Annotated in this window: 14 protein-coding genes; 3 read left to right on the top strand and 11 right to left on the bottom strand. The window is 59.4% G+C overall.

The annotated features are described in order from the left end of the window. Nucleotides 1-4: 4 nt before the first annotated feature. Nucleotides 5-1,345, top strand: a complete 1,341-nt coding sequence (locus D7241_RS14730) for a sigma-54-dependent transcriptional regulator (protein ID WP_408102130.1) — start codon at nt 5-7, stop codon at nt 1,343-1,345. Nucleotides 1,346-1,452: 107 nt separating this feature from the next. On the opposite strand, the gene D7241_RS14725 is transcribed toward D7241_RS14730, so the two are convergent. Continuing rightward, entirely contained in the window at nt 1,453-2,508 is a 1,056-nt protein-coding gene (locus D7241_RS14725; RefSeq protein WP_408102129.1) for a DUF2333 family protein, read from the bottom strand. Nucleotides 2,509-2,728: 220 nt separating this feature from the next. Between D7241_RS14725 and D7241_RS14720 the strand changes: the two genes are divergently transcribed. After that, entirely contained in the window at nt 2,729-4,342 is a 1,614-nt protein-coding gene (locus tag D7241_RS14720) for a diguanylate cyclase (RefSeq protein ID WP_408102128.1), read from the top strand. 48 nt (nt 4,343-4,390) lie between these two features. After that, nucleotides 4,391-6,355 carry a methyl-accepting chemotaxis protein gene (locus D7241_RS14715; RefSeq protein WP_408102127.1) on the top strand — a complete coding sequence of 655 codons (1,965 nt, stop codon included), beginning with the start codon at nt 4,391-4,393 and terminating at the stop codon, nt 6,353-6,355. A 51-nt stretch (nt 6,356-6,406) separates the two neighbouring features. On the opposite strand, the gene D7241_RS14710 is transcribed toward D7241_RS14715, so the two are convergent. The 10 genes from D7241_RS14710 to rnr form a co-directional block, all read right to left on the bottom strand. After that, nucleotides 6,407-8,692, bottom strand: a complete 2,286-nt coding sequence (locus D7241_RS14710) for a YgiQ family radical SAM protein (protein ID WP_408102126.1) — start codon at nt 8,690-8,692, stop codon at nt 6,407-6,409. A 110-nt stretch (nt 8,693-8,802) separates the two neighbouring features. Further along, a complete protein-coding gene (gene alr / locus D7241_RS14705) occupies nt 8,803-9,882 on the bottom strand; it encodes an alanine racemase (protein ID WP_408102125.1) in 1,080 nt (359 codons plus the stop codon). An 81-nt stretch (nt 9,883-9,963) separates the two neighbouring features. Further along, nucleotides 9,964-11,358 carry a replicative DNA helicase gene (dnaB, locus tag D7241_RS14700; protein WP_408102337.1) on the bottom strand — a complete coding sequence of 465 codons (1,395 nt, stop codon included), beginning with the start codon at nt 11,356-11,358 and terminating at the stop codon, nt 9,964-9,966. A gap of 108 nt (nt 11,359-11,466) precedes the next feature. Further along, on the bottom strand, nt 11,467-11,913 hold the full coding sequence (gene rplI / locus D7241_RS14695) for a 50S ribosomal protein L9 (protein WP_021206774.1): 447 nt from the start codon (nt 11,911-11,913) through the stop codon (nt 11,467-11,469). Between the two features lie 20 nt (nt 11,914-11,933). Beyond that, entirely contained in the window at nt 11,934-12,827 is an 894-nt protein-coding gene (locus D7241_RS14690) for a hypothetical protein (protein ID WP_255977141.1), read from the bottom strand. Nucleotides 12,828-12,861: 34 nt separating this feature from the next. Beyond that, on the bottom strand, nt 12,862-13,092 hold the full coding sequence (rpsR, locus tag D7241_RS14685; RefSeq protein WP_019340128.1) for a 30S ribosomal protein S18: 231 nt from the start codon (nt 13,090-13,092) through the stop codon (nt 12,862-12,864). A 27-nt stretch (nt 13,093-13,119) separates the two neighbouring features. Next, the gene (rpsF, locus tag D7241_RS14680) at nt 13,120-13,539 is read right to left on the bottom strand and encodes a 30S ribosomal protein S6 (RefSeq protein WP_255977143.1); all 420 of its coding nucleotides are present in this window, start codon (nt 13,537-13,539) and stop codon (nt 13,120-13,122) included. Between the two features lie 178 nt (nt 13,540-13,717). Further along, nucleotides 13,718-15,889 carry a PAS domain-containing protein gene (locus D7241_RS14675; RefSeq protein WP_408102124.1) on the bottom strand — a complete coding sequence of 724 codons (2,172 nt, stop codon included), beginning with the start codon at nt 15,887-15,889 and terminating at the stop codon, nt 13,718-13,720. Nucleotides 15,890-16,085: 196 nt separating this feature from the next. Further along, nucleotides 16,086-16,841 carry a 23S rRNA (guanosine(2251)-2'-O)-methyltransferase RlmB gene (rlmB, locus tag D7241_RS14670; protein WP_408102123.1) on the bottom strand — a complete coding sequence of 252 codons (756 nt, stop codon included), beginning with the start codon at nt 16,839-16,841 and terminating at the stop codon, nt 16,086-16,088. Then, nucleotides 16,838-19,372, bottom strand: coding sequence for a ribonuclease R (gene rnr / locus D7241_RS14665; protein WP_408102122.1), 2,535 nt, complete (start codon nt 19,370-19,372; stop codon nt 16,838-16,840). The genes rlmB and rnr overlap by 4 nt, the downstream gene beginning before the upstream one ends. Nucleotides 19,373-19,428: the final 56 nt, after the last annotated feature.

The following is a 19,428-nucleotide window of genomic DNA, read 5'->3' as shown; positions in this document are numbered from 1 at the left end:
GACCATGACCACCCGCCAGAAAGCGTTGATCATCGATGACGAACCCGACATCCGGGAGCTCCTGGAGATCACCCTTGGGCGAATGAAGTTAGACACCCGCAGCGCCCGCAACCTCAAGGAAGCCCGAGAGTGTCTGGCGCGCGAGCATTACGATCTGTGCCTCACCGACATGCGTTTGCCAGACGGCTGCGGGCTGGAACTGGTGCAGTTCATCCAGCAACAGTATCCGCAACTCCCGGTGGCTATGATCACCGCATACGGCAGCCTCGATACCGCCATCGGCGCGCTGAAAGCCGGGGCGTTCGATTTCCTGACCAAGCCGGTCGACCTCGGACGGCTACGCGAGCTGGTCAATACTGCGCTGCGATTACGCAACCCGAACCCTAATGACCTGAGCGTCGATAGCCGTTTGCTCGGCGCCTCGCCACCGATGAACGTACTGCGCAAACAGATCAGTAAACTGGCGCGCAGCCAGGCTCCGGTGTATATCAGCGGCGAGTCCGGCAGCGGAAAGGAGCTGGTGGCGCGACTGATCCATGAACAAGGGCCACGTCACGAACGTCCTTTCGTGCCGGTCAACTGCGGCGCGATCCCATCGGAGCTGATGGAAAGTGAGTTCTTCGGCCACAAGAAGGGCAGCTTTACCGGGGCCATCGAAGACAAGCTAGGGCTGTTCCAGGCGGCCAATGGCGGCACACTATTCCTCGACGAAGTAGCCGATCTTCCGCTTCCGATGCAAGTGAAGCTGCTACGCGCCATCCAGGAAAAGGCCGTGCGCTCGGTCGGCGGTGCAAAGGAAGTGATTGTGGACGTACGAATTCTTTGTGCTACCCACAAGGATCTCGCCAGCGAAGTCGCAGCCGGCCGTTTCCGCCAGGACTTGTACTATCGCCTGAACGTTATTGAACTGCGCGTACCACCGTTGCGTGAACGACGCGAAGACATCACCCAGCTTGCTGATGTCATGCTGCGTCGGCTCGCCCAGGAATGTAGCGACAGCCCGGCGCGCCTGCATCCCGATGCACTGGCCAAACTGCAGAACTATCGCTTTCCGGGGAACGTGCGCGAGCTTGAAAACATGCTGGAGCGCGCTTATACACTTTGCGAAGGCGAGGAGATCAAGCCCAGCGATTTGCGCTTGTCCGACGCACCAGGCATTTCCGAGAACGGCGAAGCAAGCCTGGCGCAGATTGATAATCTCGAAGACCACCTCGAGGAGGTCGAGCGCAAGCTGATCATGCAAGCGCTGGAAGAGACTCGCTGGAATCGCACGGCGGCTGCCCAGCGGCTGGGCTTATCGTTCCGCTCAATGCGTTATCGATTGAAAAAGCTCGGTTTGGACTAACAGCAAGCTGCTAGCTAGGCCGAGTGCGACATCGCTGTGTCAGTCGCGCAATGCTATCCATTAGAAGCTTGTCTAGAAGCTTGTCGCTAAGGCTTGCAGCCGTTTTCTTATCCCTGCGACAGTAAATTGCGCAGATCGATAATCGCCGCGTTCGCGCGCGATATGTAGTTCGCCATTACAAGGGAATGGTTGGCTAGCACGCCATAGCCGCTTCCGTTGAGCACCATCGGGCTCCAGAGCGGCTCCTGCGCAGCCTCTAGCTCGCGAATGATTTGTCTAACACTGATGGTGGCGTTCTTCTTGGCCAACACATCGGCAAAATCCACCTCAACGGCGCGCAGCAAATGCGATAACGCCCAGGCCTGTCCGCGCGCTTCGTAGAAAACATTATCGATCTGCAACCAGGTCGTCTCGACGCGCTCTTCTTCTAACACTTGATTTACGCCGTCACGCTCCAGCTCCGGCGCCACCTGCGCATCCAGGCGCACACGCCCGACGCTGGCTGATAGCCGCTGAGAGAGTGATCCCAAGCGAGTGCCCACATCTCCCAGCCAATTATTGAGGTTGTCAGCACGCGAATAAAATTGTGCCTTGGGCGCCGGATCGCTCAAACGCGCCAAGTAGCGATCCAGAAAACGGATCCCGTTGCGGTACTCTGATTCGCTCGCGGGAAGCGCCCAACTGCGGTTGTCGAAATTGAACAACGGCTCGGCCTTGGAAAGATCCGGATCCTCGGTCGACTGGGATTGCGAGCGAGCAAAATCTTTGCGCAACGCTCGGCTGAGGTCACGCACTTGAACCAGCACGCCATACTCCCAGCTGGGCATGTTATCCAGCCATAGGCCAGGGGGTGCAATGTCGTTGGTCAGATAGCCGCCTGGTTTGTCCAACAGGGTGGTAGCCACCTGCTTGAGCGTCTCGACCGTGGTATAGCCGTTGACGATCTGCCGCTGCGAAGCCTCCGCCGCCTGCCGAACATGCTGCTGTACCGGGAACCGATCAGGCTCGGAGCTCCAATACCAGCCAAGAATCAGCGCCACCAACAGGCAAAGGCCAACCAGCACGGCAAATGCCAGCAATAGCGGATTGCGAGCTGCCCCCTCCGTTGTGGCTGCATTTCCCGACAAGCCGAGGCGGCCGAAGCGGTTCTTCCAATCCAACATGGGCATCTTTCCTTTCTTTTTCTCGGAGTTCAGGGATTCGACCGCCGGTCACTCGGAGCGTTGCGGCAAGAGAACCACTATAACGCAGCCAGTCCATGGCAAGCGTCATAATGAGAACCAGACCGCTTATGCAATCGCCTTGCAACGGCCGGATCGGTGGTAGCATGCCGCCACTAGCGCCCTCTGACAGGACTGCCGCAGCGGGGCCAGGGAACCGGACATGTCGGACCAGGAAGAACTTAAACAGCACTTCGCGCAGCGGGTCATTCACCAAGCACGAGAAGTGCTCGAAGTTTGGCAGCAACTGCAGCGCAGCGAATGGAGCGATGCCTATCGAGCCGCTCTTTCCGACGCCAACCACCGCTTGCGGCGTTTCGCCGAGCGCTTCGAGCAGAACGAGCACAGGCAACTCGCGCTCGGCATCGAAGACTGTCTCAGTGATATCAAAGACAACCGCGGGCGGCTGTCAAGCGACACCATCGCTACCCTCAGCCAACTGATCTATCGCCTCGCTCGTACCGGCCTGCGCCACAGCGATCCGCGCGGGCAGTCCGGCTACGTTCCGCCCTTAAGCAAGCCTGTCTACATCGCTCTCGAGGATCATCAGCGCGCCAACCACGTGGTCCGTCAGCTCGAATTTTTCAGCATGGCCGCTCAGGCTTTCGCCAGCGATAGGGACTTTCGTGCAGCCATGCATGAACGCCACCCCGCGGCTTTGGTCATGGATGTCGATTTCAATGGGCCCGGTGAGGGATTGAAACTAGCTGAACGCGTGCAACAGGGCTTGGAAGAAAAACTGCCGTTGATTTTCTTCAGCCATCAGGAAACCGACACCCCCATGCGCCTGGCCGCCGTGCGCGCCGGTGGGCTGGAATTCTTCACCAGCGCCATCGATGCATCGAGTCTGCTTGAAAAGATCGAGATTTTCACCCGCACCGCCCATTACGAGCCGTTCCGAGTGCTTATCATCGACGATTCGCGGGCTCAGGCGACGCATACCGAGCGAGTCCTGAATAATGCGGGGATCATCACCCAGACGCTTAACGAGCCGATTCAGGCCATTGCCTATCTGGCTGAGTTTCAGCCCGACCTGATCATTCTCGACATGTACATGCCCGAATGCATGGGCACCGAACTGGCCAAGGTGATTCGCCAGCATGAGCGCTACGTAAGCGTACCGATCATCTATCTTTCGGCTGAAGACGATCTCGACAAACAGCTCGATGCAATGAATGAAGGAGGCGATGACTTCCTGACCAAACCGATCAAACCCAGCCACCTGATCGCAACAGTACGGACCCGTGCCGAGCGAGCGCGCAATCTCAAAGCACGAATCGTTCGTGACAGCCTCACCGGCCTCTACAACCATACGCATAGCCTGCAGCTGCTCGAGGATGCCAGCTCACGAGCCCTCCGCGACGGCAAGCCCCTATGTTTTGCCATGATCGATATCGATCATTTCAAGAAGGTCAACGATACCTACGGGCATCCGATGGGGGATCGGGTAATCAAAAGCCTCGCCCTGTTCCTCAAACAGCGTCTGCGCAAGACCGACCATATCGGCCGTTACGGTGGGGAGGAATTTGCCGTGATACTGCCGGATACCTGCGCAGAGGATGCACTCAAGGTCCTGAACGATATCCGTCAGCGCTTCGCCGAAATCCGTTACCCGGCACAACCAACCGATCTCTCTTGCACATTCAGCTGCGGCATTGCAGAGCTGACGCCCCATGCCGACATCAAGTCGCTTACCCAACAGGCCGACGAAGCCCTTTACCGTGCCAAGCACGGGGGCCGTAATCGAGTCGAGCGGTTCACCCTGTCACGCGAGTGACATCAAATAGCCATACATTGCTGACCTCCCAACCCACCGGAGGTCAGGATGCACCTGAAGTCGCTCACCACGCTCAACACATTCCTGCTCGTTGCGATCTGTCTCGCATTGGGCGTCACGCTCTGGTGGTCGGAGCGTGCACTAGCGCGCCCCTATCAACTGATGGAGCGCTATCTTGGCCTTTCTCAGCAGTTTCAGCATCAGGCCGCAAGCAATATCCATGGTTACTTGGCCAGCGGCAATGCGGTGCGCCACAGCGCAGCATTGCAGGCGCTGGACGATCTCTCAACAAACATCGCTGCCTTACCGAACCAATTCGCCGACCGGCTACGACCGAGCCTGGAGCAACTCCGCCAGTTCACCGCCACCGAGCTCTTGGCCGCGGGCAAACTCGCCGGGGATCCGCAGGGCCTGCTGCTGCAAGCTGAACGGGAGATGGCCGGCGCGCTGGAACAATTACAACGCTACGTCACGCAGAGCACCCAGCTTGTTGCGGTCGAATATCAGACACCTCTGTTCGAAGCCAGCCGCCAACTGCTGCGTCTGAGTCATGCGCGCGGAAAACTGGTAAGCAGTGGACGAGACGATCTGGCGGCGGAAGTCGAGCAAGCCTTGCAGGCGTTGGGTAAGGAAGCGGCTGCACTCAATACACTTCCCTTGCTCGGGATCGCAACCGAGCAGCGCTCTGGTGGCAGCGCCTTCGCCGCATTGCTGGATCTCAACAATCAGGAGCAGAAACAACCTGACGAAGACCAAGGCATTGCAATCAAGCGCGACCTTTCCAGCCTGATTAAACGCTACCCCGCCGAGCTTCAACGCACCCGCGCACTTATCCGCCAGCGTAGCGAGCTGATGACCAGCAGCGAACAGAAGATAGCGTCTTTGCAGCTGGCGCTCGCACAGCTGGAGCCCGTGATTCGCGCTGAGCATGGGCGCATCCAACTGGAAGTAGGTCTGATCCAGGGAACGATCATCGCCCTGATACTATTGATCGCGCTGGCCATCGACCGCCTGCAGCGCCGGCTGACGCGCGCGCTGGGCCAATTGGCTCCCGCTCTCTCCGCCTGGGCTCGGGGTGATTTCGGCACAGCGGTGCAGATCAATTCGAAAACGCCCGAAATTATCGAGATTGCAGCATCGCTGAACCAATTGCGCAGCTACCTGCTGACGCTTGTCGATACGCTGCATCAGCATGCTCAAGAGGTCACGAGCAGCAGCCGCAGACTGGCGGAAATGAGCAGCGACCTTCACCACGGCGCCAGCCATCAGACCGGAGACACAGCGCAGATCCGCGACTCGCTGGGCGAACTGGAAGCAACCATTCAGGATGTGGCTAACGGTGCCGGCCAGACAGCTGAAGCCAGCCGGGCGGCAGGCCAAGCAGTCAGCGAAGGGCAGCGAGTCATCAGTCAGAGCCTTGCCGGCCTACACGCCCTCGTCAACGAAGTACAGCACAACGCGCTGGATATCGAGCGCTTGGCGGACGAAACCAGCACCATAGGCAAGGTGCTGACCGTGATTCGCTCGATCGCCGAGCAAACCAATCTGCTCGCTTTGAATGCAGCGATCGAGGCCGCCCGAGCAGGCGAACAGGGCCGCGGTTTCGCCGTGGTTGCCGACGAAGTGCGTACTTTGGCGCAACGTACCAGCGGTGCTACTGAGGATATCCAACTGCTGATCGGCAACTTGCAGACGACTGCCCATCAGTCTGTGGAAGCGATGCGCGTACAGGTCAATCATGCCGAAGCGACCGCCGAACTCGCCGAAACAGCCGACTCGGCGCTGAATCAGATCGTCGCCACCATCAGCACTATCGAAATGATGGCGGAGCAGATCGCATTGGCCACTGCACAGCAGAGCGAGGCCGTAAGTGAAATACGCGGCCACAGCGAGCGTATCCATCAACTGGGGGACAGCAATCTGGCACACATCAGCCGAGGGCGTGAGCAGAGCGAACAAATGCTGCGCCTAGCCAGCGAGTTGAACCAGGCGACGCTTGCCTTTAAAAGTTAACAGCAGCCCCTCAGCAGGAAGATGCGAGAGGCAGCTTGTCGACGTTCTCTATCAGCGCGGCACGGCGGGACGCTGGGACGGTTTACGGCTCTTGCCGGACGGTTTGCTACCACCGGCAGCGGCCTTGCGTCGAGCTTCCGCAGCCGCCTTGGCCTGTTCGCGCTTGTCCCAGGCATTGCCGTCATGACTGCGAGGCGGCAGACCATTGTGCTGAGTGAGAATCTTGCCGCCCTGCCCGGCCTTTTTGCTGCCTACCGGCGTCGAATTCTTGCGCCTAGCGCTCTGATAGCCCTCGGTTGCCGGCTGATGAGTTGGTATCAGCTGATGCTTGCCGTTGCCGATCAGATCGGCGCGCCCCATGCGCTGCAAGGCTTCGCGCAGCATCGGCCAGCCTTTGGGATCGTGATAGCGCAGGAAGGCCTTGTGCAGACGGCGCTGTTCCTCACTCTTGACGATGGTGACGCCTTCGCTCTTGTAAGTCACTTTGCGCAACGGGTTCTTGCCACTGTGGTACATCGCCGTGGCACTGGCCATTGGTGACGGGTAAAAGGCCTGGACCTGATCGGCACGGAAACCGTTGGCCTTGAGCCACAGCGCGAGGTTCATCATGTCCTCGTCGGTAGTACCGGGATGCGCGGCGATGAAGTACGGGATCAGGTATTGCTCCTTGCCCGCCTCCTTCGAATACTTGTCGAACATCCGCTTGAACTTGTCGTAGCTGCCAATCCCCGGCTTCATCATCTTGTCCAGCGGACCGCGCTCGGTGTGCTCCGGGGCGATCTTCAGATAGCCGCCGACATGATGGGTGACCAGTTCTTTTACATACTCCGGCGACTCGACGGCCAGGTCGTAACGCAGCCCGGATGCAATCAGGATCTTCTTCACGCCCGGCAGCGCACGCGCCTTGCGGTACAGCTCGATCAACGAGCTGTGGTCGGTGTTGAGGTTCTCGCATATGCCTGGATAGACGCACGATGGCTTGCGGCAATGCTTTTCGATCTCCGGACTTTTGCAGGCGATGCGGTACATGTTCGCCGTCGGCCCGCCAAGGTCCGAGACCACGCCGGTGAAGCCCGGCAGCTTTTTCATCTCCTCAATCTCGTGCAGGATCGACTCATGCGAGCGGTTCTGAATGATCCGGCCTTCGTGCTCAGTGATCGAGCAGAAGGTGCAGCCGCCAAAACAGCCGCGCATGATGTTCACCGAGAAGCGAATCATGTCGTAGGCAGGGATTTTCTCACCGCCGTAGGACGGATGCGGCACGCGCGCGTATGGCGAGGCGAACACGTAGTCCATCTCTTCAGTGGTCAATGGGATCGGCGGCGGGTTCAGCCAGATGTCATGCTCGCCATGACGCTGCACCAGGGCGCGGGCGTTGCCCGGGTTGGTTTCCAGATGCAGAACGCGGTTGGCGTGCGCGTAGAGCGCCGGATCGTTGCGCACCTTCTCGAACGAAGGCAGGCGAATTACCGTTTTGTCTCGTTCGATCGCCGGATTCGGCAGCAGCTGAACGACTTTGGCCTCGTTCGGGTCCTCTGCCGGGCCTTTCTCTTGCTCAATCGCGCAGGCTTGCAGATCCTGGGTGTTGACGTAGGGGTTGATGATTTTGTCGACCTTGCCTGGGCGGTCGATGCGGGTGGAGTCGATTTCGAACCAGCCCTCAGGCGCATCCCGGCGGATGAATGCAGTACCACGTACATCGGTAATTTGCTCGACTGCCTCACCGCGTGAAAGGCGCTGCGCCACTTCGACGATGGCGCGCTCTGCATTGCCGTAGAGCAGGATATCGGCGGTCGCGTCCATGAGGATCGAGCGACGGACCTTGTCCTGCCAGTAATCGTAATGCGCGATGCGCCGCAGCGAGGCCTCGATGCCACCAAGAACCACTGGGGTGTCCTTGTAGGCTTCCTTGCAGCGCTGGCTGTAAACCAGGCTCGCGCGATCCGGGCGCTTGCCGGCCAGGCCACCTGCTGTGTAGGCGTCATCGGAGCGAATCTTGCGATCGGCCGTGTAGCGGTTGATCATCGAGTCCATGTTGCCCGCGGCGATGCCGAAGAACAGATTTGGCTGGCCGAGCTTCATGAAGTCGTCTTTGCTTTGCCAGTCCGGCTGGCTGATGATGCCGACGCGAAAGCCCTGGGCTTCCAGCAGCCGCCCAATGATCGCCATGCCGAACGACGGATGGTCGACATAGGCATCACCCGTGACGATGATCACGTCGCACGAATCCCAGCCGAGCTGATCCATCTCCTCCCTGCTCATCGGCAGGAACGGCGCCGGACCGAAACACTCGGCCCAGTACTTGGGATAGTCGAACAAAGGCTTGGCTGCGTGCATGGCTAGAAACCGGGGCAACGAAAACGGGCGCGGAATATAGCACAAAAAATGATCAGGAAGGCCGACCACGTTGGTCGGCTTTTACCGACCGCAAACAGACGAAACGGCAGTCAGTCGTTGATATAGCGCCGCGGAACGCGTTGAGTAACTTTGGTCAGCAGTTCGTAGCCGATGGTGCCGCAGGCTTGCGCCAGTTCATCGATAGGGATCTGTGTGCCCCACAGCTCCACTGCATCATTAAGGCCCGCCTGCGGCAGGTCAGTGATGTCGACGGCGAGCATGTCCATCGAGACCCGCCCAGCCAGGGGAACCCGCTGCCCACGGATCGCCACGCACGTACCGGGCGGCGCCGTACGCGGATAACCATCGGCATAACCACAGCTGACCGTGGCGATACGCGAAGGCCGCTGCGCGACCCAGCCGGCACCATAGCCCACGCTTTCGCCCACGGGGACATCACGCACCGCGATGACCGAAGCGGTTAGGGTCATCACCGGCTTCAACCCCAGCGTCTCTGCGCTCAGTTCGGCAAACGGAGATGCGCCGTACAGCATAATCCCAGGTCGCAGCCAATCCATGTGCGCAGCGGACAGAGTCAACACTGCAGCCGAATTGGCAAATGAGCGGTTGTCGAATTGGAGATCCAGAAGACTGACGAACTGTTCCAGCTGCGTCTCGTTGAGCGGGTGACCTCGCTCGTCGGCGCAAGCGAAATGGCTCATCAGATTTAGTTCTGCCACCGATGCCGCACCCTGCAGGCGAGCATGAGTGCGGCGCAATGCATCGACACTGAAGCCCAGGCGATGCATGCCCGAGTCCAGCTTCAACCATACATTCAAGGGCCGCTCAATCGTGGCGTCCAACAGCGCAGCCGCCTGGGCCTCACCCTGGATCGCGACGTCCAGGCCAAGTTTGGCCGCTACCGAATACTCCTTGGGCTCGAAGCAGCCCTCAAGCAGTAGCAGCCGCGTACCGGCGTCAACCGCTCGAACCTGCTCAGCCTCTTCCAGCGACGCTACCGCGAAGCCGTCAGCCAGATCACGCAGGCATTCGACCGCTGCTTGCGCACCATGCCCGTACGCATCGGCCTTGACCACAGCAAACGCCTTGCGCCCGGGCGCGCATTGCTTTGCGAGCTGATAGTTGTGGCGAAGCGCGGCAAGATCGACCGTGGCAACCAGGGGACGCATGGAATGTCCTTCGAGGCGAAAGTTAGGCCGCTATTGTCCGGTGCTTTCCGCCAGCCCCGCAAGCAGCTGAACGCCAGCCGATTATTCGTCGTCGAACTGGTAGCTGCCCGGTGCCAGATTCTCGAAGCGAGAGTATTTGCCGAGAAACGCCAGTCGCGTGGTCCCGATCGGGCCGTTCCGCTGCTTGCCGATGATGATTTCGGCAACGCCCTTGTATTCCGTTTCCGGGTGATACACCTCGTCCCGGTAGACGAACATGATGATGTCGGCGTCCTGCTCGATGGCGCCGGATTCACGGAGGTCGGAGTTGACCGGACGTTTATTGGGGCGCTGCTCAAGCGAACGGTTGAGCTGCGACAGGGCGACTACCGGACAGTTGAACTCCTTGGCCAGGCCTTTCAACGAACGGGATATTTCGGAAATCTCGTTGGTGCGGTTGTCGCCGCTGGAGCCGGGAATCTGCATCAGTTGCAAGTAGTCGACCATGATCATGCCGATTTCGCCGTGCTCGCGCGCCAAGCGCCGCGTACGTGCACGCATCTCTGAAGGACTAATGCCAGCGGTATCGTCGATGAACAGCTTGCGGTCGTTGAGCAGATTGACCGCCGAGGTCAGTCGCGGCCAGTCGTCGTCGCTGAGTTTGCCGGTCCGCACCTTGGTCTGGTCGATGCGGCCAAGCGAGGCAAGCATACGAATCACAATGGAGTCGGCGGGCATTTCCAGCGAATACACCAGAATCGCTTTATCAGAACGCAGCACAGCGTTCTCGACCAGGTTCATAGCAAAGGTAGTTTTGCCCATCGAAGGACGACCGGCAACGATAATCAGGTCGGCCGGTTGAAGACCACTGGTAGCCTCGTCGAGGTCGGTAAACCCGGTGGAAATTCCGGTGATCGCCTCGCCCGCATTGAACAACGAGTCGATGCGGTCGATTGCCTTCACCAAAATGTCATTGATGCCGATAGGCCCGCCGGTTTTCGGTCGTGCTTCGGCGATCTGGAAGATCATCCGCTCGGCTTCGTCGAGGATCTCCTCGCCCGTACGGCCTTGCGGCGCATAAGCGCTGTCGGCAATCTCGTTGCTGATACCGATCAGCTGACGCAGCGTCGCCCGCTCGCGAATGATTTGCGCGTAGGCCTTGATATTGGCCACGGACGGCGTGTTCTTTGCCAGCTCGCCCAAATATGCGAGCCCACCGACCTGCGGCAGATGACCTTCCTTATCCAGTTGTTCGGAAAGAGTCACTACATCGAACGGCGAGTTGCGCTCGGCCAGAACGAAAATGGCGCGGAAGATCAGGCGGTGATCATGACGATAGAAGTCGCCGTCGGAGACTTGGTCGAGCACACGTTCCCAGGCATTGTTGTCCAGCATCAGCCCGCCAAGCACGGCCTGTTCGGCCTCGATGGAATGCGGCGGCACCTTGAGCGCGGCGGTTTCCAGGTCGTACTGCTGAGGGATGCTGATGTCGTTCATGGCACTCGGAATATTGATGTTCAGAAAGACAAAGGGCACGTTCCACTCGCGTGGAAACGTGCCCGATGTTACCCGTCAGGCACCCGAGGTGCCAGACGACAGCCGGTATCAGCCAGCGATCACGATCAGCTTTACGGTCGCTTCGACGTCGGTGTGCAGGTGCACGGCTACGTCGTACTCACCAACCTGACGGATGGTGCCGTTCGGCAGACGAATTTCGCTCTTGGCCACTTCCACGCCAGAGGCGGTCAGGGCATCGGCGATGTCGTGAGTACCGATGGAACCGAACAGCTTGCCCTCATCGCCCGCGGTAGCGGTGATAGTGACTTCCAGTTCGGCCAACTGGGCAGCGCGAGTTTCAGCAGAAGCCTTGCGCTCGGCAGCAGCTTTTTCCAGCTCGGCACGGCGAGCTTCGAACTCGGCGATGTTGGCCGGGGTTGCAGCAGTAGCCTTGCGCTGCGGCAGCAGGTAGTTGCGGCCGTAACCAGACTTGACGTTTACCTTGTCGCCCAGGTTGCCCAGGTTTGCGACTTTTTCCAGCAGGATGACTTCCATTTGAGTCTTACCTCTCTAACTTAACCTTCACCGTTCGCAGGCCCCGCATCGTCATCACGAGATGCCCGACCGCGAAAATCAAACAAACTGTCGACAATGGCCAAGACGGCCAGTAGCGGATAAATCAATTGCATGAACAGCACCAGCGTGACGTAAAGCCCCACCAGCCAGAACCGCGACATCCGGTTCTTTGCCACCAGCCCGTGCACCAGTGCGATGCCGGCAAACACCAGCGGAACACTGCAGAGCGGAGCCAGCATCGCCAACTGCGCACCAAGGCTCGGCCCGAGCAACATGCCCATCAGGAGCACCATCGCCAGCGCTGGCGAAAAACGCAGCGCCCGGAATTCGAGCCCGAAGCCACCCGGGTTATATAACAGCGCCTGCCAGTACCGCCCGAGCATCAAGCTGAGCAAGGTGGTGATTTGTAGCAGCGCCGCCAACAGACCGGTCAGAACCGGTATTAGCAACGCCCCCAACCGCGCCTGCTCTTCCTCCGAAAGCTGCTGATAGGCATCCGACAGCATGTCGGGCAACACATTCTGCAACTCGGTAGCCAGCGCCGTGATCGGCTCGCCAAAAACCACTCCGAGCGCCCAGGCATACAGCATCCCGAGCCCTACGCTGCACAGCATCACACGGGACCAGGAGTTCTGGCTGCGCAACAACAGCGCCAACCCGAACGATCCCAGCAGCACCAACAGAGTCCGTGGATCACCGAAGTACCACCAGGCCAGTGCCGGCAATACAGCCCAGACCAACACACCCAGCGCATCATTCAATCCACGGCGCAACAACACCAGGCTACCCGCAGCGGCACACAGCCAGAACAACATTGGCAGTGCCGCAGAGCCAGCTACCACAGCAATCGCTTGCATACGGCCGCGCATGATGAAGTCAGCCAAGGCGCGCATGCGATCTATCCTTTACTTCTGCCGAACAGTTCGATCAACGGCCGTGGCTGTCGGTGTAGGGCAACAGGGCCAGAAAACGGGCGCGCTTGATAGCGGTAGCCAGCTGGCGCTGATAGCGTGCTTTGGTTCCGGTGATACGGCTAGGAACGATCTTGCCGGTTTCGGAAATATAGGCTTTCAGTGTGTTGAGATCCTTGTAGTCGATCTCTTTCACGTTTTCTGCGGTAAAACGGCAGAACTTACGACGACGGAAAAAACGTGCCATGAATAGGCTCCTCAATAGGTCCGTGGATTACTCGTCAGCGTTGTTGTCGCGGCTGTCACTGTCGCTGTCATCGTTGACATTGTCAGATTCAGGGCGATCACGACGCTCACGGCGCTCGCTACGGTTTTCCTCAGCCTTGAGCATCTCGGACTGTTCAGTCTCGGCTGCGTCGCGACGGATGACCAGGTTACGGATGACGGCGTCGTTGTAGCGGAAGTTATCTTCTAGCTCAGCCAGTGCCTTACCGCTGCACTCGACGTTCAGCATCACGTAATGCGCCTTGTGCACATTGTTGATAGCGTAAGCCAGCTGACGACGGCCCCAGTCTTCCAGGCGATGAATCTTGCCGCCGTCTTCTTCGATCAGCTTGGTGTAACGCTCCACCATGCCGCCAACCTGCTCGCTCTGGTCGGGGTGGACCAGAAAGATGATTTCGTAATGACGCATTGTTGCTCCTTACGGGTTGCAGCCTGCCGCACAACGCGGGTCAGGCAAGGAGTGAATGAGTTGTTTCTTGCCAGCCAGAGAGGCGCGCAAACGCCTGCCATCCGGGCAAGGGGCGCAATTCTAGAGAAGGCCGGCCGGCCGTGCAAGGCGATTTGGTGATTATTTAACCAGCCGGCGCTCAACCGCGCCCATCAGCGGACCGCTCGGCCTGGATGCTTTCAAGCAAGGTCCTGACTTGGTGAATATCGTAGGGCTTGAGCATCGTCCTCAGATTCTCGAGCCCTACCTCATGCGCATTGACGGCGTAACCGGAGGCGATAACGACGCTCAGCGCGGCGTCGCGCAACTTGGCTTGACGCACCAACTCGATGCCACTTATTCCAGCCAGACCGACATCCGTCAGCAGCACGTCGAAGCGACACTGATCGAGCCGCTCCAGCGCGGTTTCCGCCGACTCGCAAAGGCTCACCTCGTGACCAAGTTCTTCCATCACCTCCCCAGTAAGCATGCGCAGCGTGGGGTCATCCTCGACGAACAGAATCCTCAGCCCACTGGAACCCTCTGCGGCCCCGGGCGCACCGAATGTTGTCGCAGGCGCCGGATGTCGACCATATCCAGCCACCGTCTCCTGCACGCCCGCCTCACTCTGTGCAGCGCTGCTCGGCAAATACACACGAACCGAAGTCCCGCTGCCCTCTTCGCTCTCCAACTCGACGAAACCGCCGCTCTGCTTGACGAAACCGTAAACCATACTCAAACCCAGGCCAGACGCATTGGCGTCTTTGCGTGTCGTGAAGAATGGTTCGAATGCGCGCTCTAGTATTTCGGGGCGCATCCCTTCACCCTCGTCGATAACGCTCAGCTCCACGTAAGGGCCGGCCACGACACCTGGCTGCCCACCGAGCTGCGCGGTATTCAGAGACCGGTTGCGCAGACGTATGCACAACGCGCCGCCACCTGTCATTGCGTCACGCGCATTGGCTGCAAGGTTGAGGATCGCCGCTTGCAGATTGCCCACGTCAGCGAAAACCGGCCATAGGTCTGGCTGCACATCGGCGTTCACTTGCGTGGCTCGACCAAGCGCACCGCTCAGCAATTCGCTCATCTGCCCGAGCAGCTCTCCAAGGTCTACCGATTGCGGCTGAAGCGGTTGGCGACTAGCAAAAGCAAGCAACTGGGACGCCAAACGCGCACCTTTCTCCACGCCACCAACAGCCGATTCCAGTCGGCGCTGAGCCGTCTCGTCAGTACCTAGATTGCGCCGCAACAGCTGCAGGTTGCCGCCGATGATCTGCAGCATGTTGTTGAAGTCATGGGCTATGCCGCCGGTCAGCTTGCCCACCGCCTCGAGCTTCTGCGATTGCATCAGAGCCGCCTGTGCCACGCGACGCTCGGACTCGCTATGCAGCAACTCGCGCGTGCGTTCGCGGACCAACTCTTCGAGATGTTCACGATGCTCGCGCAGTTCCTGCTGGCTGCGATGCCGCTCGGTCACATCACTGCCTTGCACGAAAATGCCCGACGTTCGCCCGTCACGCTCGATGATTGGCTGGAACACAAAGTCAACGTAGACCTCCTCCGGCTTTACGTCGGAGCGGCGCTGCAAAAGCGCTCGCATGCCCCTGCCAATATAAGGCTCGCCAGTGAGGTAAACCTGGTCCAGCAGACCAATAAACGCTTGCCCCGCCAGCTCGGGTAAACCATCGCGCACCGCCTTGCCTAACAATTGCCGATGACCGGTGAGCTGCTGATAAGCCTCGTTGACCAGCTCGAATACATGCTCGGGACCGCGCAAGAAGCAGACGAAGCCCGGCGCCTGAGCAAACAGTTGGCGCAACTGGTTACCTTCATCCTGCATCATCTTGGCGCGCGACAAAATCGCCGCCTCGATCTGCTGCGATGGCTGCTCAGGGAACTCGGCCGAACGCAAGGAAGCCTTCAGCGATTGCAACTCGGTGATATCAACGGTGTGCTGCAGGATGGCGGTCACCTCACCCTGCTCATCCAGCACCGGCGTATGCGTCGCACTCCAGTAACGATCCTCGTATGCGGCACCGGCTTCGGAGTTGACCGCTATCGAGTAGTGAATTACCGGCAGCGTATCCACCGTTTTGGTGCGCAGTACGCGGCCAAAAGATTCAAGCAGCTCCTCGACATGGCTCGCGTCCGGGAATTGGGGATCAGCCGCGAACGCCTCATGTATGCGCCGCCCAACGATATCTTCAAGTGCGCGAGCGGTGAGTTTCAGATAAGCCGAGTTGGCATCCAGGATGGCCAGCTCTCGATCAAGCAATAAATAGGCGTTCGGTGAAACTCTGAATAGCGTCTCGAACGACGGGCGTTGCGGCATACGACCTCCATGATGGGAGCCTGCGCCAGCTCTAATCAATAGCTGGCGCAGGCTCGCATCCGAACACACAACCAAACCAAAAACACGATGGAGCCGACAGTAAGCCTCAGAACGGACAATTGACCGCTAACGGGGCGATCCGTTTCGAGATGAGCAGCAGCTTTGCAGTAGATCGGCGCCTGACGGCACCGCCTTACTAACTCGCAGCCTTGCCTGAGCGGCGTTGGCGCAGCGCCTCGAACAAGCAGACGCCGGTGGCGACGGATACGTTTAAGCTGCTGACGCTCCCACCCATTGGCAGCCGTACCAGATAATCGCAATGCTCACGAGTCAGACGCCGCATGCCCTTGCCCTCAGCCCCCATCACCAACACGATGGGCCCGCTGAGGTCCTGATCGTAGAGCTCCTGGTCGGCTTCACCGGCCGTGCCGACGATCCACAAACCTCGCTGCTGTAGCTTTTCCAACGTTCGCGCAAGGTTGGTGACCGCAACCAGTGGAATGACTTCCGCAGCACCGCAGGCCACCTTGCGCACCGTGGCGTTCAGCGTCGCTGATTTGTCCTTGGGGATGATCACCGCCAGCACCCCGGCAGCATCAGCGGTACGCAAACAGGCGCCGAGATTGTGCGGATCCGTGACGCCATCGAGCACCAGCAACAAAGGCGCACCTTCGGCCCGATCCAGAAGCTCCTCGAGCATCGCATCGCCCCAGACCTGGCTGGGACTGACATCGGCTACCACGCCCTGATGCACCCCCTCGACCCAGGCATCCATCTCGCGGCGCTCGCACTGGCCAACGCGAACTTTCGACTGTTCTGCCAATTGCACCAGCGCCTGTACCCGCGGATCGTCGCGCCCCTCGGCCAGCCAGACCTGTTTGACTCGTTTCGGATGATAGCGAAGCAAAGCCTCCACGGCATGCAAGCCGTAGATTTTTTCAAGATCGCTCATGTCTTGGCCTTACGCTTGCGCGGCGCGCTGCCGTCGGTCTTGGTGGCCGGCTTGCTGACCGCCTTTGGCTTCGACGAGCTGCGCTTGGGCTTGGTCCTCGCCGACTTGCCCTCTTTTGCATCGGCGAGCAGCGCCTTCTTCATTTCACGGCTTTTGCGAACATCGGCACTGACAGGCTCCCGCTCGCTGAACGAGGTATCGGCGCCCTTCTTGCCGCGCCCATCCTTACGAGCGCCGCCCTTGGTATCAGCCACGGTACGCTCGCCAATGCCGATCCTGCTGCCGCCACTGATCAGCTCGAAGTCGATCTTGCGTTCGTCGAGATCGACGCGCATCACCCGCACTTCAACGCGGTCGCCGAGACGGAAGCTGCGCCCACTGCGCTCGCCGGAGAGGCGATGGTGCAGGGGATCGAAATGGTAGTAATCGCCGGGCATGGCGGTCACGTGCACTAGGCCTTCGACATAGATATCGGTCAGCTCGACAAACAGGCCAAACCCCGTTACCGCCGTGATGACACCAGGGAAGCTCTCGCCGACCCGGTCTTTCATGAACTCGCACTTCAGCCAGTTCACCACGTCACGGGTCGCTTCATCGGCGCGGCGCTCGGTCATCGAGCACTGCTCGCCCAACTGCTCCAACGCGGCCTCATCGTACGGATAGATGCGCGCTTTGGGCATGCTGGTCGCCCCTTCTCGACGCACATGCGAGGTATCGCGGCGAGAGCGAATCACGCTGCGAATCGCACGATGGATCAGCAGGTCCGGATAGCGACGGATCGGCGAAGTAAAGTGCGCATAAGCCTCGTAGTTGAGACCGAAATGCCCGTTATTGTCCGGACTGTAGACCGCCTGACTGAGCGACCGCAGCATCACAGTCTGGATCACGTGGAAATCGGGACGCCCCTGGATGCGCTCCAGCAACGCCTGATAGTCCTTAGGCGTCGGTCCCTCCTTACCCTTGTGCAAGGTCAGGCCCAACTCGCCGAGGAACGCACGTAGTTTTTCCTGACGCTCCAGCGGCGGACCATCGTGAACGCGATACAAACCGGGAATGTCGTGATCCTGAAGGAAGCGTGCGGTGGCCACGTTGGCGCAGAGCATGCATTCTTCGATCAGCTTGTGCGCGTCGTTGCGTTCGGTGGGCTTGATGGCCGCGATCTTGCGCTCCGCGCCGAAGACGATGCGCGTCTCCTGGGTTTCGAAGTCGATCGCACCGCGGGTATGACGCGCTTTTAGCAATACCTTGTATAGCGCGTACAGTTGTTTGAGGTCCGGCAGGATCTCCGCATACTCACCGATCAGGCGCTTGCCTTCAGCCGAGGACGGCTGCTCCAGCATGCTGCTGACCTTGTTGTAGGTCAGCCGGGCATGGGAATGGATAACCGCTTCGTAGAACTGATAGTCGGTCATCTTCCCTGATTTGCTCAGGGTGATTTCGCAAACCATCGCCAGACGATCGACATGCGGATTCAGCGAGCAGAGACCGTTGGAAAGCTCTTCCGGGAGCATCGGCACCACCCGCTCAGGGAAGTACACTGAGGTGCCGCGCAGCTCGGCTTCCTTGTCCAGCGCCGACCCCACCTTCACATAGTGCGATACGTCCGCGATCGCAACGTACAAGCGGAAGCCCCCAGAAAAAAGCTTCCAGCCGCTGAGCTTCTCGCAATACACCGCATCGTCGAAATCCCGCGCATCCTCACCATCGATGGTGACGAAGGGTAGATGGCGCAGGTCGACACGCTTGTGCTTGTCCTTCTCTTCTACTTCAGGCTTGAGTTTGGCAGCCTCGCGTTTTACGGCGTCAGGCCAGACGTGAGGTATATCGAAGCTGCGCAGCGCGACGTCGATCTCCATGCCCGGAGCCATGTAGTTGCCAATCACCTCGACCACATCACCCTGAGGCTGGAAGCGCTGAGTCGGCCAATGGGTAATCTTGATTTCGACGAATTGACCGGGCTTGGCATCCATTGAGCGGCCAGGTGTTACCAATACTTCCTGTTGGATCTTGGGGTTGTCGGCCATGACGAAACCGATGCCGCTCTCCTCCTGATAGCGTCCAACGATCGTTTCATGAGCCCGGCTGATCACTTCGACGATCGCGCCCTCGCGGCGACCGCGACGATCGAGGCCGGCGACCCTTGCAAGGCAGCGGTCGCCGTCGAATACCAGGCGCATCTGTGCAGGACTGAGGAACAGGTCATCACTGCCATCATCTGGGATCAGGAAACCGAAGCCATCGCGATGGCCGCTGACACGACCGCAAACCAGGTCCAGCTTGTCCACCGGGGCATAAGCGCCGCGCCGGGTATAGATCAGCTGACCGTCACGCTCCATCGCGCGCAAACGGCGGCGCAGAGCTTCAATATCTTCTTCGGAGGCCAGTCCGAACTCTTCCACCAGCTGCTCACGCGCCGCTGGCGAGCCGCGCTCACTCAAGTGTTGGAGAATCAGCTCACGGCTGGGGATGGGGTTTTCGTACTTTTCCGCTTCACGTGCGGCCTCGGGGTCGAGGGATTGCCAATCGGCCATTAAGAGATGTCACCTTTCATTCATTTATAGAGGCAGAACGCCCTATATCTATTGAA

The organism is Stutzerimonas sp. VN223-3 (assembly GCF_045999685.1).
Taxonomy (GTDB): domain Bacteria; phylum Pseudomonadota; class Gammaproteobacteria; order Pseudomonadales; family Pseudomonadaceae; genus Stutzerimonas; species Stutzerimonas stutzeri_AR.
This window is presented reverse-complemented; position numbering and strand designations above follow the sequence as displayed.